The sequence below is a fragment of the Nocardia carnea NBRC 14403 genome, assembly GCF_000308515.1.
GTDB classification, from domain to species: domain Bacteria; phylum Actinomycetota; class Actinomycetes; order Mycobacteriales; family Mycobacteriaceae; genus Nocardia; species Nocardia carnea.
In genome coordinates this window covers 1-22,369 of sequence record NZ_BAFV01000120.1, presented here as the reverse complement: position 1 = coordinate 22,369, position 22,369 = coordinate 1, and the positions used below count along the sequence as shown (strand labels likewise).

23 protein-coding genes are annotated in these 22,369 nt (G+C 67.0%); 7 read left to right on the top strand and 16 right to left on the bottom strand.

What is annotated here, in order from left to right:
- Positions 1-17 precede the first annotated feature (17 nt).
- The 6 genes from ON22_RS30195 to ON22_RS30180 all read right to left on the bottom strand — a co-directional run bounded on the left by ON22_RS30195 (position 18) and on the right by ON22_RS30180 (position 6,775).
- A complete protein-coding gene (locus tag ON22_RS30195; protein WP_033245594.1) occupies positions 18-953 on the bottom strand; it encodes a potassium-transporting ATPase subunit C in 936 nt (311 codons plus the stop codon).
- A 1-nt stretch (position 954) separates the two neighbouring features.
- Complete coding sequence (gene kdpB, locus ON22_RS30190; RefSeq protein WP_033245593.1) at positions 955-3,102, bottom strand: potassium-transporting ATPase subunit KdpB; 2,148 nt, start codon at positions 3,100-3,102, stop codon at positions 955-957.
- Between the two features lies 1 nt (position 3,103).
- Positions 3,104-4,774, bottom strand: a complete 1,671-nt coding sequence (gene kdpA / locus ON22_RS30185; RefSeq protein WP_033245592.1) for a potassium-transporting ATPase subunit KdpA — start codon at positions 4,772-4,774, stop codon at positions 3,104-3,106.
- On the bottom strand, positions 4,775-4,864 hold the full coding sequence (locus ON22_RS37015; RefSeq protein WP_156052361.1) for a potassium-transporting ATPase subunit F: 90 nt from the start codon (positions 4,862-4,864) through the stop codon (positions 4,775-4,777).
- Complete coding sequence (locus ON22_RS37010) at positions 4,861-4,956, bottom strand: potassium-transporting ATPase (protein ID WP_156052360.1); 96 nt, start codon at positions 4,954-4,956, stop codon at positions 4,861-4,863. The genes ON22_RS37015 and ON22_RS37010 overlap by 4 nt, the downstream gene beginning before the upstream one ends.
- A 493-nt stretch (positions 4,957-5,449) precedes the next feature.
- Positions 5,450-6,775 carry a bifunctional o-acetylhomoserine/o-acetylserine sulfhydrylase gene (locus ON22_RS30180; RefSeq protein WP_033245591.1) on the bottom strand — a complete coding sequence of 442 codons (1,326 nt, stop codon included), beginning with the start codon at positions 6,773-6,775 and terminating at the stop codon, positions 5,450-5,452.
- A gap of 260 nt (positions 6,776-7,035) precedes the next feature.
- Between ON22_RS30180 and ON22_RS30175 the strand changes: the two genes are divergently transcribed.
- Both ON22_RS30175 and ON22_RS30170 read left to right on the top strand, forming a co-directional pair.
- On the top strand, positions 7,036-8,259 hold the full coding sequence (locus tag ON22_RS30175) for a cytochrome P450 (protein ID WP_033245590.1): 1,224 nt from the start codon (positions 7,036-7,038) through the stop codon (positions 8,257-8,259).
- 46 nt (positions 8,260-8,305) lie between these two features.
- Positions 8,306-8,893 (top strand): TetR/AcrR family transcriptional regulator, encoded by a 588-nt coding sequence (locus tag ON22_RS30170; RefSeq protein WP_033245589.1) that lies wholly within the window; start codon positions 8,306-8,308, stop codon positions 8,891-8,893.
- An 8-nt stretch (positions 8,894-8,901) separates the two neighbouring features.
- Here ON22_RS30170 and ON22_RS30165 read toward each other — a convergent pair whose 3' ends face one another.
- From ON22_RS30165 to ON22_RS30125, 9 genes are read right to left on the bottom strand one after another with little or no spacing between them, the layout of a single operon-like run.
- Complete coding sequence (locus tag ON22_RS30165; protein ID WP_051158287.1) at positions 8,902-9,486, bottom strand: Rv1363c family protein; 585 nt, start codon at positions 9,484-9,486, stop codon at positions 8,902-8,904.
- 10 nt (positions 9,487-9,496) lie between these two features.
- Positions 9,497-10,777, bottom strand: a complete 1,281-nt coding sequence (locus tag ON22_RS30160) for an MCE family protein (RefSeq protein WP_033245587.1) — start codon at positions 10,775-10,777, stop codon at positions 9,497-9,499.
- Positions 10,774-11,880 carry an MlaD family protein gene (locus ON22_RS30155; protein ID WP_033245586.1) on the bottom strand — a complete coding sequence of 369 codons (1,107 nt, stop codon included), beginning with the start codon at positions 11,878-11,880 and terminating at the stop codon, positions 10,774-10,776. The genes ON22_RS30160 and ON22_RS30155 overlap by 4 nt, the downstream gene beginning before the upstream one ends.
- Complete coding sequence (locus tag ON22_RS30150) at positions 11,877-12,983, bottom strand: MCE family protein (protein ID WP_051158286.1); 1,107 nt, start codon at positions 12,981-12,983, stop codon at positions 11,877-11,879. The genes ON22_RS30155 and ON22_RS30150 overlap by 4 nt, the downstream gene beginning before the upstream one ends.
- Positions 12,980-14,068: an MCE family protein gene (locus ON22_RS30145; protein WP_081595939.1), complete on the bottom strand. Its 1,089-nt coding sequence runs from the start codon at positions 14,066-14,068 to the stop codon at positions 12,980-12,982. Before ON22_RS30145 ends, ON22_RS30150 begins: the two co-directional genes overlap by 4 nt.
- 6 nt (positions 14,069-14,074) lie before the next feature.
- Positions 14,075-15,112: an MCE family protein gene (locus tag ON22_RS30140; protein WP_033245584.1), complete on the bottom strand. Its 1,038-nt coding sequence runs from the start codon at positions 15,110-15,112 to the stop codon at positions 14,075-14,077.
- Positions 15,109-16,395, bottom strand: a complete 1,287-nt coding sequence (locus ON22_RS30135; protein WP_033245583.1) for an MlaD family protein — start codon at positions 16,393-16,395, stop codon at positions 15,109-15,111. The genes ON22_RS30140 and ON22_RS30135 overlap by 4 nt, the downstream gene beginning before the upstream one ends.
- 10 nt (positions 16,396-16,405) lie before the next feature.
- Positions 16,406-17,260, bottom strand: a complete 855-nt coding sequence (locus ON22_RS30130) for an ABC transporter permease (RefSeq protein WP_033245582.1) — start codon at positions 17,258-17,260, stop codon at positions 16,406-16,408.
- A complete protein-coding gene (locus tag ON22_RS30125; protein ID WP_051158285.1) occupies positions 17,260-18,120 on the bottom strand; it encodes an MlaE family ABC transporter permease in 861 nt (286 codons plus the stop codon). The genes ON22_RS30130 and ON22_RS30125 overlap by 1 nt, the downstream gene beginning before the upstream one ends.
- Positions 18,121-18,413: 293 nt before the next feature.
- On the opposite strand from ON22_RS30125, the gene ON22_RS30120 reads away from it, so the two are divergent.
- From ON22_RS30120 to ON22_RS30105, 4 genes are all read left to right on the top strand, one after another.
- Positions 18,414-19,157 carry a hypothetical protein gene (locus ON22_RS30120; protein WP_033245581.1) on the top strand — a complete coding sequence of 248 codons (744 nt, stop codon included), beginning with the start codon at positions 18,414-18,416 and terminating at the stop codon, positions 19,155-19,157.
- Positions 19,154-19,921 carry a hypothetical protein gene (locus ON22_RS30115; protein WP_033245580.1) on the top strand — a complete coding sequence of 256 codons (768 nt, stop codon included), beginning with the start codon at positions 19,154-19,156 and terminating at the stop codon, positions 19,919-19,921. Before ON22_RS30120 ends, ON22_RS30115 begins: the two co-directional genes overlap by 4 nt.
- A gap of 139 nt (positions 19,922-20,060) precedes the next feature.
- Complete coding sequence (locus ON22_RS30110; RefSeq protein WP_033245803.1) at positions 20,061-20,582, top strand: cytochrome c oxidase subunit 3; 522 nt, start codon at positions 20,061-20,063, stop codon at positions 20,580-20,582.
- Between the two features lie 5 nt (positions 20,583-20,587).
- The gene (locus ON22_RS30105) at positions 20,588-20,866 is read left to right on the top strand and encodes a cytochrome C oxidase subunit IV family protein (protein ID WP_033245802.1); all 279 of its coding nucleotides are present in this window, start codon (positions 20,588-20,590) and stop codon (positions 20,864-20,866) included.
- A 14-nt stretch (positions 20,867-20,880) separates the two neighbouring features.
- On the opposite strand, the gene ON22_RS30100 is transcribed toward ON22_RS30105, so the two are convergent.
- The gene (locus tag ON22_RS30100; RefSeq protein ID WP_231508674.1) at positions 20,881-21,474 is read right to left on the bottom strand and encodes a TetR/AcrR family transcriptional regulator; all 594 of its coding nucleotides are present in this window, start codon (positions 21,472-21,474) and stop codon (positions 20,881-20,883) included.
- A 66-nt stretch (positions 21,475-21,540) separates the two neighbouring features.
- Here ON22_RS30100 and ON22_RS30095 point away from each other — a divergent pair, with 66 nt between their 5' ends.
- On the top strand, positions 21,541-22,287 hold the full coding sequence (locus ON22_RS30095) for a maleylpyruvate isomerase N-terminal domain-containing protein (protein WP_033245579.1): 747 nt from the start codon (positions 21,541-21,543) through the stop codon (positions 22,285-22,287).
- Positions 22,288-22,369 lie beyond the last annotated feature (82 nt).

Genomic DNA, 22,369 nt, shown 5'->3' with positions numbered 1-22,369 from the left:
ATGTCACCGTGCACGGATCACTGTCCGTTCGCGGTGCCGGATACGGGGTAGCGGCTGTCCAGATCGAGGTTGAGTTCGAGGACGTGGACCCGCGGTTCGCCGGCGAAACCGAGGACCCGGCTGCTGGTATGCGCCGCGACGATCTCGCGGACCGCGGCCGGTTCGATTCCGCGCGCGGCCGCCACCCGGTTCACCTGGATCGCGGCGTAGGCGGGCGAGATATGCGGATCCAGGCCGCTGCCGCTGCTGGTCACCGCGTCCGCGGGGACCGCCGGTTGGCTGGGGGCGTCCTCGGCGATCGGCACGATCCGGCCGGTCGAATAGTCCTCGCCGTACTGTGCGCATTCCACCGGGACGCCCTGGTATTCGGCGCGGAACACCGTGGATCCGGCCCGGCAGGGTTCGTTGACACTGACCACCCATTCCGGGATCACCGCGCCGTCCGCGGTGTAGGTCCCCATGACCGAGAGCGCCGCCCCGACACCGTCCGGTGTACAGAACGGCCGGGCACCGTCGACCCCCTCGCGCAGGCCGATCTCGTGGCTGCGCGTGCAGACCTGGGTGAGCAGGCTCGGGGTGAATCCGGCCGATTCCGGGTCGGTTCCGGTGGCGAGCAGGGCCGGGTCGGCGGGCGTGTCGACGATGTTCTCCGGGCCCAGATTGCTTCCGCCCGAGGCCAGGCTGTCGTAACCGTCGCCGGCCGCCGAGGGACGGCTCTGGAAGTACCAGGTGATCGGGTTGCCGTTCGTATCGGTGAACGATTGGCCGAGCAGGGAACTGCCCACGGCCTGACCGCCGGCCTCGACGATCGAACCGTGCGATTTATCGTGCAGCCCTGGTAATTGGCCCGCCACCCAGACGATCCCGGGGTAGGCGAAACCAGTGATCAAGGTCAGTATCAGCAGCGCCCGCAGCGCGGCGGAATGCTGGCGGATCAGATCGGAGACAGGCATATCAGGACATCCCGGGCAGGTATTGGACGATGAGGTCGATCAGTTTGATCCCGAGGAACGGCGCGATGATCCCGCCCAGCCCGTAGATCGACAGATTGCGGCCGAGCAGTTTCGCCGCGTTCCCGGGCGTGTACTGCACGCCGCGCAGGGCCAGCGGGATCAGGGCCACGATCACCAGCGCGTTGAAGATCACCGCCGACAGGATCGCCGACTGTGGACTGGCCAGCCGCATGACATTCAGCAGATCCAGCCCCGGGAACAACCCGACGAACAACGCCGGGATGATCGCGAAGTACTTGGCGATATCGTTGGCGATCGAGAACGTGGTCAGCGCGCCGCGGGTGATGAGCAGCTGTTTGCCGATCTCGACGATTTCGATCAGTTTGGTCGGATCGGAATCGAGATCGACCATGTTCCCGGCCTCTTTGGCGGCCGAGGTCCCGGTATTCATCGCGACTCCGACATCGGCCTGTGCGAGAGCAGGCGCGTCGTTGGTGCCGTCGCCGGTCATCGCGACCAGCCGCCCACCCTCCTGTTCCCGCCGGATCAACGCCAGTTTGTCCTCGGGCGTGGCCTCGGCGAGGAAATCGTCCACGCCGGCTTCGTCGGCGATCGCCTTGGCGGTACGCGGATTGTCACCGGTGATCATGACCGTGCGGATGCCCATCCGGCGCATTTCGGCGAAACGGTCCCGCATCCCCTGTTTCACCACATCCTCGAGGCGGATCACGCCGAGGATACGGGCCTGACCGTCGCGGATCTCCCCGACGACGAGCGGAGTCCCGCCGCCCTCCGAGATTCTGTCGACGACGGTATCGAGTTCGGCCGGTACCGTACCGCCGTTGCTGCGAATCCACTGGGCCACCGAATTCGCGGCGCCCTTGCGCAACTGCACACCGTCGATATCCACCCCGGACATCCGGGTGGCGGCGGTGAACGGCACCCATTCGGCGTGCGCGAGTTCGCCCGGGGTGCGTTCGCGCAGCCCGTAGGCATCCTTCGCGTACACCACGATGGACCGGCCCTCGGGGGTCTCGTCGGCGAGGCTGGACAGCTGCGCTGCATCGGTCAGCTCCTGTTCGCCGATACCGGACAACGGTAGGAACTGCGTGGCCTGCCGGTTACCGAGGGTGATCGTGCCGGTTTTGTCCAGCAGCAGCGTGTTCACATCACCCGCGGCCTCGACGGCGCGGCCGGACATGGCCAGGACATTGCGCTGCACCAGCCGGTCCATCCCCGCGATCCCGATCGCCGACAGCAAGGCGCCGATGGTCGTCGGGATCAGGCACACCAGCAGGGAGACGAGCACGATCCCGGTGATCCCGTAGCTGCCCAGGGCGAGACTGTCCGGCACGCCGGGATTGTTGTCCACGGCGAAGATCGCCAGCGGCTGCAGCGTGACCACCGCGACCACGAAGATCAGCGTGAGCGCGGCCAGCAGGATATTGAGCGCGATCTCGTTCGGCGTCTTCTGCCGGGCGGCGCCCTCCACCAGCGCAATCATCTTGTCGATGAAACTCTGGCCCGGTTCCTGCGTGATCCGCACGACGATCCGGTCCGACAGCACCGTGGTGCCGCCGGTGACCGCGGACCGGTCGCCGCCGGATTCCCGGATCACCGGGGCGGATTCGCCCGTGATGGCGGATTCGTCCACCGAGGCGATACCTTCCACCACATCGCCGTCGCCGGGAATCACCTGCCCGGCCTCGACGACGACATGGTCGCCGCGGCGCAATTGCGGCGCCGCAACGGATTCCTCGGTGAGGGCGGCGCCGGGTGCCCAGTCGACCAGTCGGCGGGCAACGGTATCGGCCTTGGCGCGGCGCAGCGTATCGGCTTGAGCCTTACCGCGTCCTTCGGCCACCGCCTCGGCGAGATCGGCGAACACCACGGTGAGCCACAGCCAGACGACGATCGCCCACGCGAAGAAACTCGGATCGGCGATCGCGAGCACCGTCGCCCAGACCGCGCCGATCTCGACGATGAACATCACCGGATTGCGCCACAGGGTGCGCGGATCCAGTTTGCGCACCGCCTGCGGCAGGGAAGTCAGCAGCATCTGCGGATCGAGCAGACCACCGCGGACCCGGCTCTTCGTGGGTTGCGGCGCCGCGGGTACTGGATCGGATTCGATGGTGGGAGCGGACATATCAGTGCAGTCCTTCGGCGAGCGGCCCGAGCGCCAGCGCGGGCAGGAAGGTGAGAGCGACCAGGATTACGGTGACCCCGACGACCAGGCCGACGAATTGCGGCCGATGTGTCGGCAGGGTTCCCACCGAAGCGGGTGTGGTGCGCTGTTTCACGAGTGAACCGGCCAGGGCCAGCACCAGGATCATCGGCAGGAACCGGCCGAAGAGCATGGCCAGGCCGAGTGCGGTGTTGAACCATTCGGTATTGCCGGACAGGCCGGCGAAGGCGGAGCCGTTGTTGTTACCGGCCGAGGTGAACGCGTACAGCACCTCTGACAGGCCGTGTGGCCCTGGATCCTGGATCGAGGCCCGTTGTCCCGGCATGGCCACGGCCAGCGCGGTCCCGGTCAGCACGATCACCGGCGTCACCAGGAAATAGGCGGCGGCCAATTTGATCTCGCGGGGCGTGATTTTCTTCCCGAGATATTCCGGGGTGCGCCCGACCATCAGTCCGGCAACGAACACCGTGATCAGCGCCAGCACCAGCATGCCGTACAGGCCCGAGCCGACACCGCCGGGCGCCACCTCACCGAGCTGCATGTTGAACATGAGCATCATGCCGCCGAGGCTGGTGTAGGAATCGTGCATCGAATCCACCGCACCGGTGGAGGTGAGAGTGGTGGCGGCGGCGAAGGTCGCCGAATTCGCCACGCCGAAGCGCTGCTCGACGCCTTCCATGGATGCCCCGACCGCGGCCGGCACGGTGCCGTGGTGCTGGAGCTGGAAAACGCTGACCAGGCTGACGCTGACCAACGCGAGCACGGTCATGACGGCCGCGATCGCATAGCCCTGTTTGCGGCTGTCGACCATGCGGCCGAAGGTGCGCGGCAACGAGAAGGCGATCACCGTGAGCAGGAAGATCTCCACCCAGTTGGTCCACGCGGTGGGGTTCTCGAACGGATGCGCGGAGTTCGCGTTGAACGGTCCGCCGCCGTTGGTACCGAGATCCTTGATGGCCTCCTGGCTCGCGATGAGCCCGCCGGGCAGGTTCTGCTGCACGCCACCGAGCGTGGTGACCACCTGATCGTTGAGATGGAAGTTCTGGATCACGCCGCCGGCGATCAGCACGATCGCGGCCACGGTGGAGATGGGCAGCAGAATGCGCACCGTACCGCGTACCAGATCGACCCAGAAGTTCCCGAGGGTGCCGCCGCGTGAGCGCGCCAGGCCGCGGACGACGGCCATGGCGACGGCCATCCCGACCGCGGCGGAGACGAAATTCTGCACGGTCAGCCCCGCGGCCTGGGCCAGCGGGCCCAGCGTGGACTCGCCCGAGTAGTTCTGCCAGTTGGTGTTGGTGACGAAACTGGCGGCGGTGTTCCAGGCCAGGGCGGCGGTCATCGGGGTGGCCGTCTCGTCCGGGAACAACGGCAGTTTGTGCTGCACGGCCAGCAGGACGAACAAAAACACCACGCTCACCGCGGAGAAGGCGAGGACGCTGCGGGCGTAACCGCCCCAGGTCTGCTCGCGGTTCGGGTCGGCGCCGACCAGCCGGTACAGCCTGCGTTCGAAGCGGGAATGGGTGGTGCGCGTGTAGACGCGGTACATGTAGTCCCCGAGCGGCCCATGTACCGCGGCCAGCGCCGCCACCAGCGTGCCGAGGAACAGCACACCCGCAATGGTTGTACTCACTCAGAACCTCTCGGGAAACAGCAGGGCGGCCACCATCAATCCGATGACCACGACGGCCAGGGCCAGGCCCACGGCATCGACGATGTTCACAGTCGCTCCACCATCCGCTGTACGAACCCGAGCACACCGAATACCGCGACCGTGACCAGGAGATAGGCCAGGATCGACACGTCCGCCTCCATTCCGAAAACCGTGGGCAGCGCGACGCAACCCGAACGGCTGCGGCTGCCCAACCGGGTCGAAACTACGAGCTGCAAACCCCGGCGCCCCGCCCGTTGACGAGTCCTTTACGCCCCCCGCCCACGCCTTGACGCCTTCCTTGCGCGTCTGCGGAGACCGATGCGCGGCCTGCGCGCGAAGTCGATGTGGAGATGTGTCCGGCGAATCGGCGCGCGAACCGGGTCGAGGGCGCACTCTGAAGGGAGGCTTCACGCAAAGAATGTCCGCCCGGCCGGGACGATCCCGGCCCTGCACTCGGAGGACCGTTCATGCACCCGTTCGCCTATACGCCCGCCGAACTGGCCGACGCCATCATCCTGGCCGTGCGCTGCGTACTGCATGTGTATTCGTCGGGCACGCCGTGCGTCCCGATGTGAGCGGCTCACACAACAAAAAGCCGGACCCCGCTCGTGGGCGAGGTCCGACTCTTCGGTTCTCGGTAGTCGGGTGGCGGGATCAGCCGGCCGCGGCCGCGAACCCGGCGCGCAGATCGGCGAGGATATCGTCGATTCCCTCGATACCGACCGCCAGCCGGACCAGACCGGGTGTCACTCCCGAGCTGATCTGTTCCTCGGGCGTCAGCTGGGAATGTGTGGTCGAGGCCGGGTGGATCACCAGCGAGCGGACGTCACCGATATTGGCGACATGGCTGTGCAGGGTGAGTGCGTCGACGAACTTCTTCCCGGCATCCACACCGCCGGCCAGTTCGAAGGAGATCACCGCGCCGGTGCCCTTCGGTGCGAGCTGCTTACCGCGCTCGTACCAGGGCGAGGACGGCAGACCGGCGTACGACACCGAGGTGACCTCGGGCCGTTCGGTGAGGAATTCGGCGACGGCCTGAGCGTTCTGTACATGCCGTTCCATCCGCAGGCTCAGGGTTTCCAGGCCCTGGCTGATCAGGAACGCATTGAACGGGGCGACCGCGGGGCCGAGGTCGCGCAGTAGCTGGACCCGGGCTTTGAGCGCGAACGCCGGCGCGCCCAGATCGGCGAATACGGCGCCGTGGTAGCTCGGATCCGGTTCGGTGAATCCGGGGAAGCGGGGGCCGTCTTCGGCGCGCACGGTCCAATCGAAGGTGCCGCCGTCGACGATCGCGCCCGCGATGGCAGCACCGTGGCCGCCCAGATATTTCGTCGCCGAGTGGACGACGATATCGGCACCGTGCGCCAGCGGCTGGATCAGATAGGGGGTGGCGACGGTGTTGTCGACGATGAGCGGGATACCGGCGGCGTGTGCCACCTCGGCGATACCCGGGATATCGAAGATATGGTTCTGCGGGTTGGACACCGTTTCCCCGTAGAGGGCCTTCGTATTCGGGCGGATCGCGTCGCGCCACTGGCCGAGATCGTCGGGTTCGTCGACGAACGACACCTCGATACCCAGTTTGGGCAGGGTGTAGTGGAAGAGGTTGTAGGTGCCGCCGTAGAGCCGCGGGCTGGAGACGATGTGGTCACCGGCACCGGCCAGGTTGAGGATCGCCAGGGTCTCGGCGGCCTGTCCCGACGACAGCACGAGTGCGGCGACACCGCCTTCGAGCGCCGCGATCCGCTGCTCCACCGCGTCCTGGGTGGGATTCATGATCCGGGTGTAGATATTGCCGGGTTCGGCCAGGCCGAAAAGAGCGGCCGCATGCTCGGTATCGCGGAAGGTGTAGGACGTGGTCTGGTAGATCGGCAGGGCGCGGGCATTGGTGGTGCCGTCGGGAACCTGTCCCACGTGGATCTGCTTGGTCTCGAAGCTCCAGCCGTCGGCAGGATTCGGCGGCGGGGTGGAATCGGTCATCGCGATGTCCTTCTGTACTGGGTCGGGAACGATCAAGCGTACTTTCCGGCTGCCTCGGCCGGGATACGCCGCTGCGGCCCGCCGAGGTTATGGGCGTCCCACCTGCCGGTGCCAGGGTTTATATCGGGGTGATCCCAACTATGCCCCTTCTGTCCGGTCGATGGGAGGGCTTCACGCCGCCGAGATGGGTGGGCGTTATCGGGTGGCGGCAGTAGCGCGATTCGTCAGACAAAATGCCGATTCTGTCTTATCGTTACAACATGGCGGGTCAGACGTATCAGGGCGAGGCGTACTTCGAGTTGCGTTCGGGGGAGACGTGGCGGTCGCCGTGGGCGATGTACGCCGGTCTGCGGGAGCACGACCCGGTACATCGGGTCGTTCCGCCCAGGCAGCCGGAGGACGACTACTGGGTGCTCACCCGGCACGAGCACGTGTACGCGGCAGCGCGTGATGTCGCCACCTTTTCCTCGGGGCAGGGGCTGACCGTGGAGTACGGCGAACTGGAGAAGATCAACCTCACCGCCAACCCGCCGATGGTGATGCAGGATCCACCCCAGCACACCGAATTCCGCAAACTGGTGGCCGCGGGCTTCACGCCGCGGCAGGTGGCGGAGGTCGAGCCCGTGGTCCGCCGGTTCGTCCGGGAGCGGCTGGACCGGCTGGCCGAGCAGGGCGGCGGCGATATCGTCATCGACCTGTTCAAACCCTTACCCACCATGGTGGTGGCCTACTACCTGGGGGTTCCGGAGGAGGACCGGCCGCTCTTCGACGGATGGACCGATGCCGTCGTCGCGGCGAGTACCCAGCGCACCGTGGACGCGCAGGCGGCGTCGATGCAGATGCTGGGCTATTTCGCCGAACTGATCAAACGGCGGCGCACCGATCCCGGCGACGATACCGTTTCACTGCTGGTGCAGGCGGGGATGGCGGCCGACGATGCCGATGTGAACGGGCTGGTGCAGATCCTGGCCTACACGTGGACCATGGTCTCCGGCGGAAACGACACCACCACCGGGCTCCTGGGCGGTGCCGTTCAACTGTTGCAACAGCACCCCGAGCAGCGGGCCGCGCTCGCCGCCGACCCCGAACAGATCCGGCCGGCGATCGAAGAATTCGCCCGGCTCACTTCCCCGGTGCAGGGGCTGGCCCGCACCACGACGCGGGATGTGGAGCTGAACGGCCGGACGATCCCGGCGGGCCGTAAAGTGCTCCTCGTGTACGGCTCGGCGAACCGCGACGAACAGGCCTTCGGCGCCGATGCGGCGGAACTGGATATCGAGCGCGATCCGCAGCGCATCATGACTTTCGGTCACGGCCCGCATCACTGCCTCGGCGCGGCCGCCGCCCGCATGCAGGCGCGGGTGGCACTGGAGGAACTGCTCGATCGTTTCCCGCGGTACCAGGTGGATATCGACGCCGTCACCTACGCTCCCGGTCCATATGTCCGGCGCCCCACCAGCGTTCCGTTCCGGTGCGCGGTATGAGCGAGCCGGGCTCGGCGCGGCAGAGCGTCGGCATGCGGGGCGGCATATGAGTGGTGACTGGCTTGCCGGTGGACGCAGCGAACTGGCGGCGGAGCGAATTCTGGATGCCGTCCGGGCTCTGGTGATCGATAAGGGCGCCGGAACCGTCGGTATGGCCGAGATCGCCGAGGCCGCGGGTTGCTCGCGCGCCACGCTCTACCGGTATTTCGACAGCCGGCAGTCGCTGTATGTGGCCTTCGCCGGACGCGAGGCGACCCAGCTGATCGAACGGGTCTGGCGGGACCAGCAATTGGAGGGTCCCGACCGGGCCGAACGGCTCCTGGACGGCATCACCGCCACCCTGGCCGAAACCCGGAAAACGCCCCATCTGGCGGTCTGGTTCGAACCGGCGAATGCGGGAATCGTGGCGCGGCTGGCGGATTCGTCGGAGGTGATCGACGCCCTCGTCACGGCCTTCGTGTCCCGGTTCCGGCCCGATCTGCCGGCCGCCGCGGCGCAACGGCTGGGGCGGTGGGCGGTGCGGATCATGGTGTCGCTGCTGACCCTGCCGCCCGCGGACGAGGCCGAGGAGCGCGCCCTGCTGGGCGATTTCCTGCTGCCGTTCCTACTGGATTCGCGGCTGCCGATCGGCTGAAACCGGCCTCAGACGAGTTCGACCTCACCGGCCAGCCAGCGGTCGCCGACCCGGTCCATGGTCATGATGATGCGGTTGCGGTCGAGACGGGGCTGCGGTGTGGTGGTGTTGGTGATTTCGGCGTCGACGAACAGCATGACCACCACCCGGTCCTGGGACGCGGACTGTACGCTCGCCGCGACAACCCGGCCTTTGCTCACCGATTGTGCCTGTGCCAGAAGTGGTTTGAGCTGTTCGGCGGACCGGGTGTACATACTCTTGAATTCGCCGGTCGCGCCGTCGGCGATAGCCGCGAAGTCGGCGTCCATTTCGGTCGTATCGATACTCGTCAATGCGACCGCGTACTGCTGGGCCGCGGCCAGGGCGGCGGTGGCCGCACGATCGGTATCGCGGCGGTCCTTCCACTCCCAGCCGAGGACACCGGCCACGCCGGTGGCGGCGATCAGCAACACGGCCAGGACTCCGGCGAGCAGGCGAGCGGGCCGGCCGAATGTGGTTGTTCCCCGGCCTGTCTCCTGCACGGCTTCCGTGGTGGCGTCCGGCCCCGGTGTCCCGGTGTCCGGATCCGGTGTGGGTTCCTCCGGTGATGTCACTGATCGCTCCTCAGTTGGGCGGCACATAGGTGGGCGTATACGGCCCGCCGTAGGGGGTCGGGATGGTGAGCGGCCCGGTCGGGGTGGGGTCCGCGGTGTCGAGGGGGTCTGCTCCCGGCGGTACCGCCGGTAGCGGGCTCACTCCGGGTGGGCGCGGGGCATTGCGTGCGCCGCGGGGCAGCAGGGTGGGGTCCGGGTCGGTGCAGTCCGAATACAGGTAGGGCTCCGGATAATCGGGGACGGGGCCCGGGGCCCGGGGGACGTTGTAATCGCATTGATAGCGCGGGTAGATACTGGCCAGCGCCCAGATCTTCCCGTCGTGGAAGGCGGTGGCCATGGCGTCGAGGGCGGAGCCGCCACGCTGTTGCGGGAAGAAGAATTCCTCGAAGGCCGGTACTCGCGGGTTCGCCATTTGCGCGACGGTGGTGAGTTCGCCGAGCAACTGCACCATGGTCGGCCCGTTCCGGGCCATCAAAGTATCGATCGCTGCCAAGGTTTCGGGTGTGCGGGCAACGAGGTGCTCGAATCCACCCGTCATGGCGGCGATCCCGCCCATGGTGGTGGACAGGCCGGCGGCGGTGTTGCGGAGGCCGGGCGCGGTCTCCGCGATCGTGCCGAGTACGGTCCGGCTGTTGCGCAGCAGGCTCACGGTCTGCGGCAGAACCCCGTCCAGGGTGGAGATCATGAAGAAACCGCCGTCGATGAGCGCGGCCAGTTTCTCGGGTCCCGCGTCGCCGGCACCCAGTTCGTCGGAGATGGTGCGGAGCTGATCGGGATCGACCTGCGCGAGGATGCCGGACAGGCCTTCCAGCATGGTGGACAGTGGAACCGGGCTCGAGGTCCGGTCCTGGGTCACCACCGCGCCGGGCTGGAGGTAGGGCCCGCCGTCGGTGTCCGGCAGGAAATCCAGGTACTGCTCGCCGGCGGCCGACAGAGCGGCCGTGCGTACCCGCCCGGTCGCCGGGATCCGGATCCGTTCGTCGATGGCGGCGACCGCCACGACCTTGCCGCCGGCCACCTCGACCGAGTCGACCTCCCCGATCCGTACCCCGCGCAACGTGACATCCTGCCCCGGCAGCAACCCACCGGATTCGCGCAGCTCCACCCGGACCCGGTACTGCGCGGCGAACGGATTGATATCGAGCGCGCCGAACAGCAGATAACCGCTACCGATCAGCAGCACGAGCAGCAAGCCCAACAGGGATGTGGTGGTGCGGTATCGCCGGACCCGGTCGACCGTACCGACGAGGATCCGGGCCGGCCGTTCGGCCACGGCGCCGCGGGCGCTCATCGCGGGGGCCCGTTCAGTCGTCCGCCGAGCCGCCCCAGCATGTACTGGAGCGATCCGACGAAGGCGGTCCAGTCGGTGGCGTCCGGCAGCCGCGCACCCGGATCACCCGGGAAGTTGGGATCGGGTACGGCGCCCAGCGCGAGTTGTGCCACATCGATATCGGCATGTGCCGACGACCCGTTGGTCACTTTGAGCACGATCGACAGGATGTCGTTGAGGGTGCCCAGATCGGCTTCCGGATTCAGTGCCGCGGCATTGAGTCCCGCGGCCAGCCCGTTGATATCGGCGACCAGACTGCCCTGGTTGGTGCCCTGGATCGAGGGGAATCGGGCCAGTTGCACGGTGATGGCGTGCACCCGGTCGACGAGGGCGATGATCGAATCGGTTTCCGCGCCGAGGACCTGTGTGGCCGGTTGCGCCGCGGCGACCGCATCGCCGAGGGCGGTGTGCTGGTTGCCCAGGGTCGTGCTCAGCGCCGCGGCGCTGGTGAGTATCGCGTCGATCTGCCCGGAGCGCGCGGTCAGCGTTTCCAGGAGCCGCCGTGTCCGGTCGAGGACGGCGGCCACCCGGTCGCCGCGGCCGTCGAGATGTTCGCCGAGGGCCTGGGCGATTTCGGTGAGGTTCTTGATCGCACCCCCGTTCACCAGCAGCGACGACCGGCTGAGGACCTCTTCGATCGTCGCGGCGGCGGAGGTGGATCCGATCGGAATGGTGGCGCCGTCACGGAGCAGCCCGCCGTCCGGCGGCGGCGACGGGGGTGCGGCGAGTGCGACATACACATCGCCCATGGGGGTCGCCGAACGTAGTTCGGCGGTTGTCCCGGCCGGAAGCTGCACCTCCGGCCGGATCCGCATGGTGACCACGGCGGTGTAATCACGTGCCACCATCGATTCGACCAGGCCGATATCGGCGCCGTTGAATCGCACCTTCGCCTTCGCCGGCAGATTGAGTGCATTGGCGAATGTCGCGGTGACCGACCAGGAATCGCCGGGCACACCGGGGGCGGGTAACGGTAGTTCGTCGAGGCTCGCCGAACAGCCGGTGGCCGTGCATACCGCGACCGCGGCTGCCGCCAGGAAACTGGTGACTCTGCCCGGGATCATCGTGGCTGTCCCTCCGCCAAGGCCTGCAGTATCGCGGTGAGACCGAAATCGGGTCCCATATCGCGCATCGTTCCGGTATCGCATCCGAGTTCGGTGAGGTGCAGCAGATTGCACACTTCCTTCACCATCTGGCCGTCGAGCAGGAATTTGTTCAGATCGAATGTCACGCGCAGGGCGCCGGTGTTCTGATCGATGGCGTTGTAGGCGTTATCGACGACAAGGGGGAAGACGTCGAGAAACTCGCCGATATTCACGTGGTAGTCCGCCAGTGCGCGGGAAATAGTGTTCGTATTGCCCGCGAGGCCGCCGAGCGTGTCCTGGTTCTGCTGCAGCAGTTCGGTGACGGTGGTGATGATCCGGTTCAGCCGGGCGCCGGTATCGCCGGAGCCGAGTCCCTGCGCGGCGAGGAAATCGCTGAGCTGGTGGACGCCGGCGCCGAATTCGCGCAGCGTCGTATCGTTGCGGGCGGCGACGGCGACCAGTGCGTCGAGGTTGGTGACGACTGCGGTGATCGCGTCGCGGGTGGCCGCGCCCTGATCGCTGCCGAGTTGCAGTGCCCGGGACAGTTCGCCGAGCGCGGTGCGCATCTGCTCGCCGTGGCCGGCGGTGACACCGGTGCCGAGGTCGAGCAGATCACCGACCGGACCGTTTCCCGTGCCGTCGCCGCCGAGCGAGTTCGCGAGTTTCTGCACCATCGCGAGCAGGCTGTCGAATTCGACGGGGACCCGGGTGCGGTCGGGCCCCAGGACGGCCTCCCGGGGCAGTTCGGGACCGCCGCGGTACACCGGGCTCAGTTCGATCCGGCGGTCGGTGAGCACGGAATCCGAGATCGCCAACGCCAGGACATCGGCGGGCAGCCGGATCGTGCCGTCGACCCGGAGTTCGATATCCACACCGGTACCGCCCGGCCGGATCGCGGCGATCTCGCCGACCCGCATACCCAGCACAGATACCGCGTTCCCGGTGTAGAGGCCGTTGGCGTTGGCGAATCGGGCGGTGATGGTGGTGTCGGGCGTCCGGAGGCCGGGTGTACTCGCACAGCCGCTGAACCCCACACCCAGCACGATGAGCGCGAGGACGATCCGGCGGGCCAGTCGTTTCATCGGCAGTCCTCGTAGTACGGGGCCTTACCCAGTTGGACGGCGCGCCCACTGAGGGCACACATGAAGGAATCGATGAACGCGCCGTCGGGGGCGTTGGCCGAGAGTTCCATTCCGGTACCGGTGGCATTGGCCCACAGCCGCCAGGGCACCGGCAGGACCTGGAGGATATTGCGCAGCAGGGCGTCGTTATCGGCGATCAGCCCGGTCATCGCGCGCAGATCGTCGAGTAGTGCCTGGATTTTGCCGCGTTCGGTGACGACGATCGGTTCCAGTTCCCGCACCAGGGTCGTGGTCGCCTCGAGGAGCCGGCGCAGCGCGGCCTGGCGGGCGGTGATCTCCTGGAGCACGGTGCGGCCCTGTCCGATCAGTGCCCCGAGATCGGCCTGCTGGTCGCGCAATACGGTGGTGACCTGTTCGGTGCTCTGCAGCAGCGCGCCGATCTGGTCGCGGCGCTGCGCGACGACACCGGCCACGGTTTCGATATTCCGCAGCGCCTGCGGCACCAGCGGGGGAAGGCCCCGCAACTCCTGTGCGAGTGTGGTCATCGACGTCGCGATCTGGTCGGCGTCGACCCCGGCGAAGGTGGTGGTCGCGTCCTGCAGGGCGGCTTCCAGATCGTAGGGAACGCTGGTCTGCGACAGCGGGATCAGCCGGTCGGGTAGATCGCCGGTTCCGGCGGACCGCAATTCGACATACCGCGAACCGAGCAGGGTGGTGAGTTTGATCGCGGCCCGGGTATCGGCACCCAGCCGGACACCCGGTTCGATCTTCATCGTGACCGATACCTGAGCACCGTCGAGACGGGTGGCGGTGACCGTGCCGACCGGGACCCCGGCATAGGTCACCGAATCACCGGCTTCGATCCCCGCGGCCTGCTGGAAATGCGCGCGATAGGTGGTTTTCCCCAGGTGCAGGGAATTGACGAATACCGTCACCAGCAAGACCGCCGCCACCAGCGCGACCGTCACGATCCCGAGGCGCAGGGGTCGCGACGGGCGGCCCGCCGTATCGCGCCGCCGCCGTACCGGTAACCGATTACGTAGTGCCGCGGTGTATCCGCGGGCCGTGCGCAGTATCGAAGGCATAGGTCCTCACCTGCAGATCGCCGAATGTTCGACCCGGCCGCTGGGCGAGGCGAGCGCGAGTATCTGGGCAATGAGCGGGTCGAAACCCGGCACCATACTGAATCCGATATCGCAGACGTAGGCATTGATATAGGCGCCCTTGTCGACGATCCGCGCGAGCGCCTTCAGCATCAGCGGCAAGTTGGCCCCCAGATAGGCGAACTTCGGTTTGTTGTCCAGGAAATGCCGCGCGAAGCCGGGTTCGCGGGTGACGAAATGGGCCAGCGCCGGTGCCGCGCCGCCCACCACCTGCGCCGCGCGGTCCAGGACCACAGCGATATCGGTGGTCTGCGACAGCAGGGTGTCGCGCCGGGCGTGCAGACTGTCGAAGATCTCGCGGGTCTGCGTGATCGTGGTCTGCAATTCGCCGCTGTGCTCGGCCAGATCGGTGAGGACCCGGCCGAGATTGTCGATGATCGTCCCGAGTACCTGATCCGGGCCCGCGAACGATTCGACGAGCGCACTGGTTTCGGTGATCAGCGCGAGCAGCGCCCCGTCCTCGCCTTGTAGCGCCCTGATCAGCGCGGCGGTGATCTTGTCGATATCGCCCGGGTCGAGCATGCTGAACAGCGGCTGGAAACCGTTGAGCAGGCCGGAGATATCGAAGGACGGTTCGGTGTGCTCGACCGGGATCACCGCCCCGGGTTCCAGCGGTTCGGGACTGCCGAAATCGTCGGGTGCCAGCCCGAGATATCGCTGGCCGATCAGGTTCTGGTAGGTGACGGTGGCGAGGGTGTTGCCGTAGAGGGTCTGATCCCGGGTGACCTCGAAACCGACCCGGGCGTGCGTCCCGTCGACGGCGATCGAATCGACGCGCCCCACCTTCACCCCCGCCATCCGCACATCGTCACCGGCGCGCAGACCCGAGACATCGGTGAACACCGCCTCGTAGGAATGGGTCTCCTCGGCGACGCCCCGTTGCAGGGTCAGGTACACCATCCACGTCAGTGTCATGGCGATGACCAGGAAGATCGACAGTCCGATCAGTGGTTTGCGATAGCTCATCGCGGACCCTCCGCCGTATCCGGTACGACCGTGACCTCGTTGCCGCGCACCAGTGGTCCCAGCAGCAGCGTCGACAGATCATCGGCCGCGGTGCCCAATACCGTGGTGACCTTGTCGCGTTCGCCCTGGCCCCCGACCGCCCCGCCGCCGGAATCCGCGGCCGCGGGCGTGAACCCCCCGGGGATCACCGGCGCCGACCCGGCCGGGCCGGTCGCACAGCTGGGGCCGGCCAGGTGTCCGTAACGGGGGCAGTCGGCGCGGATGTACTGCTTGTGCGGGGTGAGTTCGACGATGACCGCGGCGGCGGCACTCTGCGATTCGGGTTTCCAGATCTCGGTTCCGAACTTCCGCGACAGGCGCGCCTGCGAGGTGGTCATCTGTACGAAGTTCTGACTGCCGCGGGCCAGCACATCCAGGACCGGCGCCATCTTGCCGGTGATATCGGTGAGGGTGCCGGCGTGGTTGGTCAGGGCGGTCCCGGCACTCGATGCGGTGACCAGCCCTCCGGACAGCAGGGCCGACAGGTGCCCCTGTTGCTGGGCGACCATGCGCATCGGCCCGACCGTATGATGCACCGCCTGCAGCAGATCCGGCGCCGACGACTGCAGACCGGCCAGTGCCCGGGCGAGCGTATCGATCGTCGAGGGGCCCTGACCGGGTGCGGCGAATTCGTCCAGCGCCCGGGCGATCCGTTCCAGCTGCGCCCCCGCCTGCACCATCTCCGCGCCGCGCCCGCTGGTCGCGCGCTGGACCGTGGCCAGGATCCCGACCGTGGGGTCGGTGGGGGAGCGGCCGGCGGCCGCCGCGATCCGGCTCAAGGCGGTCAGCGAGGTCTGTAACTGGACGGTGGCCAGACTGTGGTCCTGCGGTATCTCCGTATCGGCGCGCAGCGCGGGCGCGGGGCCGTTGTCCACCAGTTGGATGGAGGGGACCGCGAACACATTGCTGGGGACGACGCGGGCCGTGACCGTGGCGGGGATACCACGCGCCTGTTCCGGCCACAGTTCGATCCCGACCCAGTTCGGTCCGCCGCCGGCGCCCGGCGTGACCTCGGTGACGATACCGACGAGAACACCGCGGTATTTCACATCCGATTTCACCGGGAGACCGTCGCCGATATCGGTCATCAGTGCGGTCACCGGGACGGTGGATTCGAAAGCCCCCTGCGAGCGCGCGATTCCGGCGGCGACCAAGGCGGCGGCGACCAACGCGAAACCGATCCCGCGCACCAGTAGTTTCCAGTCCGGCAGGTTCCGGTCGTCCGCTTCGAAAGCACTCGGCATCTCAGGCCCCCTATCCGCTGATCCGGGAACCGGAGTCGAAACCCCACAGCGCCAGGGTCAGCAGCAGATTCACCGAGATCATCACCGTGATACCGGCCCGCATGGCCCGCCCGGCCGCCACTCCTACACCCTGTGGACCGCCGGCCGCGTAGTAGCCGTAGTAGCACTGCACCGTCGTGGTGATGACCACGAAGACCAGTGCTTTGAGCAGCGAATACAGCACGTCGGTACCGCCGAGTACCAGGTTGAAGTAGTGCTCGTAGGTGCCGAACGATTCGCCCCCGGCGACCCAGACGAAGAACTCCACCGCGAGATAGTCGGCGGCCAGTGCGGCGACATACAGCGGCACCACGGCGATCATCGATGCGAGTAGCCGGGTGGATACCAGATACGGGATCGGCCTGATCGCCACGGCGTGCAGGGCATCGATCTCCTCGGCGATCCGCATCGCACCGAGCTGGGCGGTGAACCGGCAACCCGCCTGCGCGGCGAAGGCGATGGAGGCCATGATCGGCGCCAGTTCGCGGGTGGCAGCGGTCGCGGCGATCATGCCCGTGGCGGGCTCCATCCCGAGTAGTTTCAAGGCACTGTGGCCCTCGATCCCCACGATGGCGCCCGCGGCGGCCCCCAGCACGATGATCACACCCGCGGTCCCGCCGCCGACCACCAGTGATCCGTTGCCCCAGGTGACATCCGACAGGATCCGCATCGATTCGCGGTTGTAGTGGCGCAGGGCCACCGGGATCGAGACGACCGCCCGCACGAAGAACGTGATCATATGGCCGAGCGTGATGAACACCCGGCCGCATTGCCGGACCAGCGCGAGCGGTCGCGCGGTCCCGGGAAAGTGGTAGGTCGCTGCCATCAGAGTGTCGTCCTCGGGAAGAGAATCGTGTACATCTCCGTGAATCCGACGTTGACGACCATCAGGAAGATGATCGAGGCGACCACCGTCGCGTTCACGGAGTCGGCCACTCCGCCGGGACCGCCCCGGGTACTGAGGCCCTTCTCGCAGGCGATCACGGTGACGATCACACCGAAGACGACCGCTTTGACCATGGCCAGATACAGGTCGCTCGCGGTGGCGAAGGACGAGAACGTGGCCATGAAACTGCCCGGAGTCCCCGCCTGCACATAGACGTTGAACAGGTATCCGGCCAGGAAGCCGATGAAGCAGCTCAATCCGGTGAGCGCGACGGCGACGACGATCCCGGCGGCCAGCCGCGGCACCACGAGCCGGCGCAGCACCGATACGCCCATGACCTCCATGGCGTCGATCTCGTCGCGGATGGTGCGCGCACCGAGGTCCGCACAGATCGCCGAACCGACCGCCGCGGCCATCAGGATCGCGGTGACCATGGGCGCCGACTGCCGGATCACGGCCAGGCCGCTGGCGGCACCGGCCAGCGAGGTGGCGCCGACCTGACCTGCGAGCAAACCGAATTGGATGGACAGGGTCGCACTGATGGGGAGCGCCACCGCGACCGTCGGCAGCCAGGAGGTGCGGACCATGAACGCGGCCTGATGGACGAATTCACCCACGGGGAAGCGGCCGGTGGCCAGATCGGCGAACAGATAGCGCAATGCTTGCCGGCCCATGAGGACCTGGCGCCCGAGGGTGGCCAGGGCAGCGACGGGATGGCGCTGTAGGTACCCGCGAAACCATGCGGTGATCCGGTCGGTCGCTACCGGTGTGTTGTCGTCGAGGGTTGGTCCGATGCTCATGAAGACCTCCGCCCACCCGCTGGGTATTGAGCCTGTGCTCAGCGGCGTTGGAGGCAGATTAACGGATCCGGAATGGCCGTGCTAGCCGAACGGCTAGAAAAGATTTCGGGCCCGGAATCGGCCCGGTGGCACGTGCGCTGTGTGGTAACGGGCTGTCTCTCAGTGGAAATCCCGGTTCGGGGATCGACAAATTCCGGTCCGTCGGTTTATCCTCGTTCTAGCCGATCGGCTAGGTGTTGCGGAGTGGGCTGATATGCCGCGCCCCGGGCCGGTCGGGAGTGAATCGAGGTGCGATGCAGATTCCCGCCGAGGCGCAAGATTCCAGCTCCGCCGCAGATCTGGAGATCCAATCGATCAGTGTGTGGACCGGCCCGGTGGCCGGTGTGATCCTGCTGATCGCATTCCTGGCATTCCCCGGCTTCTTTCCCCCGATATCGCCGGATATGCCGGCGGAGCAGGTCGCCGCCTTCTACGCCGATAATCAGGCGCTGATCCGGTTCAGCATGATCACCTTCAATCTCTGTGGCATCATGCTGATCCCGTTCTTCATGGTGATCGTGGCGCAGCTGAAAAGAATGGCCACCCAGACCCATGTCTTCGCCTACTGCTACCTGACCGCCACGGTGAGCGGCGCGACGATTTTCGCACTGGCCGATATCTTCTACCTCGTCGCCGCCTTCCGGCCCGACCGTGATCCCGAATTGATCCTGCTGCTCAACGATATGGCCTGGATCGTGTTCATCGCGCCGGTCGGCATTCTCGTGGCCCAGAATCTGCTGCTGGCCGCGGCGATCTACTTCGACAGCGGTCCGCAGCGGGTATTCCCGCGCTGGGTCGCCCATTTCGCCGTCGGCACAGCGATCGCGATGGCGCCCGCCACCGCCGCCGCGGTGGTCACCAGTGGCCCGCTGGCCTGGGACGGCGTCATATCGTTCTGGCTGCGCAACGGCGCCTTCGCGGCGTTCACCGTCGTGATGTTCTTCGTCCTGCGGGCCACTCTGCGACGGCAGGCGGCGGCGACGGGCGGGTCGCGATGAGAGTTCTGCAACCCGTATTCGACCGGGCAGCCGGCGGAGATCCGCAGCGCGATCCCCCCGAACCGGCCGGGAAAAGAGATGTCTGGGTCTGCTTCGCGATCGTCCCGGCCTTCTACACCGCGTTCGGGCTGATCTTCGTCCTGCTCGCCCGAGTGATGCCGCCACCGCGGCCGGACACCGGCCCCGAGCAGATCACGCAATTCTTCGACACCCACACCGTGACCATCCAGATCGGGTTCGCGGTACTGCTGCTGATAGTCGGCGGCGCCGGAATATCGAACGGCATCGTCGTCTATCACATGAAACGAATGTCGGTGGGCTCCGTGGGCGCCTACATCTATATGGGCGGTATGGCCGTCGGTGCACTACCCGGCTGTCTGCTCGTGGCCTTCTGCTTCCTGGTCGCCGTCTACCGCGACGACCGCGATCCGGAATTACTGGCCCTCCTCTACGATCTCGGCCTGCTCTCCTATGTCGGCTCGCTCGGCTGTTTCGTCACCGCATATTTCGGGTTCGCTCTCGCGATCTTCTACGACCGCAACGGAATCTTCCCCAAATGGCTCGGCTACGTGACGGTCTGGCAGATCGTCACGGAAATTCTCGCCACCCCGGTGTTCATCTCCATGGCAGGACCGTTCGCCTGGAACGGGTCGATCAGTTTCTGGATGGGCACGGTCGTCTTCGGATTCTGGTTGATGTGTGTCATCGCCTTCCTGCGGAAAGCCGGGCAGAGGCAGCCCGCCGGCGAACCGCCGCTGCCATGACCCGCGCGCCCACCACCGAGTCCCGCGAAGGAGGTTCGCGATGACCGATACCGACCGGCCCCTCGTCGCCACCCGCGAGGAATCGGGTGAGCCGCAATCGGCCGGCGCCGAACGACTCCCGTTACCCGGCGACGGGCATATGTGGGTGATGGTGCTCGGTGATCTGCTGATCTTCGGCGCCTATTTCGTGATCTTCATGGTGCACCGCGCCATGGCACCGCAGGAATTCCTCGCCGCCCAACAGCATCTGAATCTCGACCTCGGAACGGTGAACACCCTTGTCCTGCTGACCAGCTCGTGGTGCGTCGCACGGAGCGTGCAGGCCGCCCGGGCCGGGGCACCCGATCGGGCCCTGCGCCGGATCTACGCGGGTGCGGGGCTGGGTGTGCTGTTCATCGGGATCAAGGTCTACGAATGGTCGTCCGAGATCGCCCGCGGCTACACCCTGCCCAGCGGTGAGTTCTTCACCTTCTACTACATGCTGACCGGGGTCCATCTCTTCCATGTGGGCCTGGGGTTGCTGATCCTGGGGATCGTGGTCCGCGAACTGCGCGACCCGCGCCGGCGGCGGATCACGGTCGCCGAATCGGGGGCCGTCTACTGGCATATGGTCGATCTGCTGTGGATCGTCATCTTCGGCCTCCTCTACGTGATGAGGTGAACGCGATGCTGCGAATCGTGTCCGCGCGGGCGACCACCGCGGTGTGGCTGCTGCTCTCCGCGATCACGCTGCTGTCCTGGGTACTGGCTCCGGGCCACGGGGCGGCGCCGGTATCACCGAGCACACCGATCACGATGCTGGTCGTCGTTCTCGGTGCCGTCAAAGGCCGGCTCATCATCCGGTACTTCATGGAGGCCCGCACCGCGCCGCGCTGGCTGAAAGCGGCCACCGATGCGTGGCTGATCGTGCTGTGGGGTGCGGTGCTGGGCATCTACCTCTGGTAGTGCGGGTGTCCTGTTCAGTCCGGCAGATCCAGCATCCGCTGGGTCAGATGAACCAGGGTCGCCCGCAGGGTGTCGTCGTCGATATCGGTGACCAGCGGGTTGATCACCGAGCCGCCGATCGCCGCCGAGAGCACCGCCGCCGAGACCCGGGTGAGCGTATCGTCACCGTGCCGTTCGTCGAGCAGCACCGAGTACAGGCGGCCCAGGAACTGCCGGAACGGTTCGTGCTGACTGAGGATCCGGGTGATCACCGGATCGTTGGTCAAGGTGCTCACCCAGCGCCGGCGCGATACCGCGAGATCGATGACCTGATCGAGCAGCACCTTGCGGGCCCGGGCCAGATCCGGTTCGGCCTCGGCGGCGATCAGCCCGTCCTCCAGGATGGCCAGCTCGCTCGCGGTGACCGCGACGACGATCTCCTCCTTGGTTTTGAACTGGTAGTACACCGCGGCCTTGGTGACACCGACAGCGTCGGCGATCATCTGCAGCGATGTACCGCTCACCCCGTGTACGCCGATCAGGTCGAGCGCGGCAGCCATCGTCCGGCGCTGCGCCGCGGTCCAGGGAATACTGCTGAATGGCCGCTGCGGCGGACTGTCGGCGAGCATGCAGCCAGGTTATCCGACCCGGCCGGACGGGGCTCCGATGTCGGTGGCCTGCGGTAGCTTGACGCCATGAGCGCGCTTTCCGGTCTCGACTTCCCGCTGCTGCTTTCCGATTTCCAGGGCGAGTTCCTCGCCTCGATTCCCGACGCCGATCCCGCGGCCACCGTTCCGGCGTGCGGCGACTGGGCGGTCCGCGAACTCGTGGAACATCTCGCGTTCGTGCATCACTGGGCGGCGGCGAATGCGCGCGCCCGGAAAGCGATACGGCTGGGGGAGGGGCCGTTCGAGCTTGCCGATCACTACGCCACCTGCGCCACGGAACTGCGCGAAACCCTCGCCGAACTGGACCCGGCGGCGACCGCCCGGATCCTGGCGTACCCGGAGCCGATGGGCGAAGGGCCGGTATCGTTCTGGCATCGTCGGCAGGTCCACGAAACCCTCGTACACGGGCACGATCTGCGCGCCGCGATCGCGGGTAAGGCCGCACTGGGCCTGATGCGGGCCTTGCCGGAGGTCTGGGCGGATGCCGTGGACGAGGTGGTCACGGTTTTCTATCCCCGCCAGGTGGGTATCGGCCGGACGGAACCGCTGCCGTCCCCGCTCGCCCTGGTGGCCACAGATCTCGAACCGGCCCCGGGCTGGGTGCTCGGCGGCGCGGGCCACGATATCGACGAGGTGCCGCTGCGGATCTCCGGTACCGCCGAGGGACTGGCGCTCCTGCTGTGGGGCCGGGTCACCCTGGACGAGGCGGAACTGACCGTCGACGGTAACCGTGCCGACCTGGAGGCGATGCTGCGGGAACCGATCGTTCCCTGAGATCTCTGCTTCTCGGGTTGGCCGCCGATAGTTTCGTTGCTGCGGTGGGGCAGGGGCTATGGCATGCTCAGGAACGGTCTTC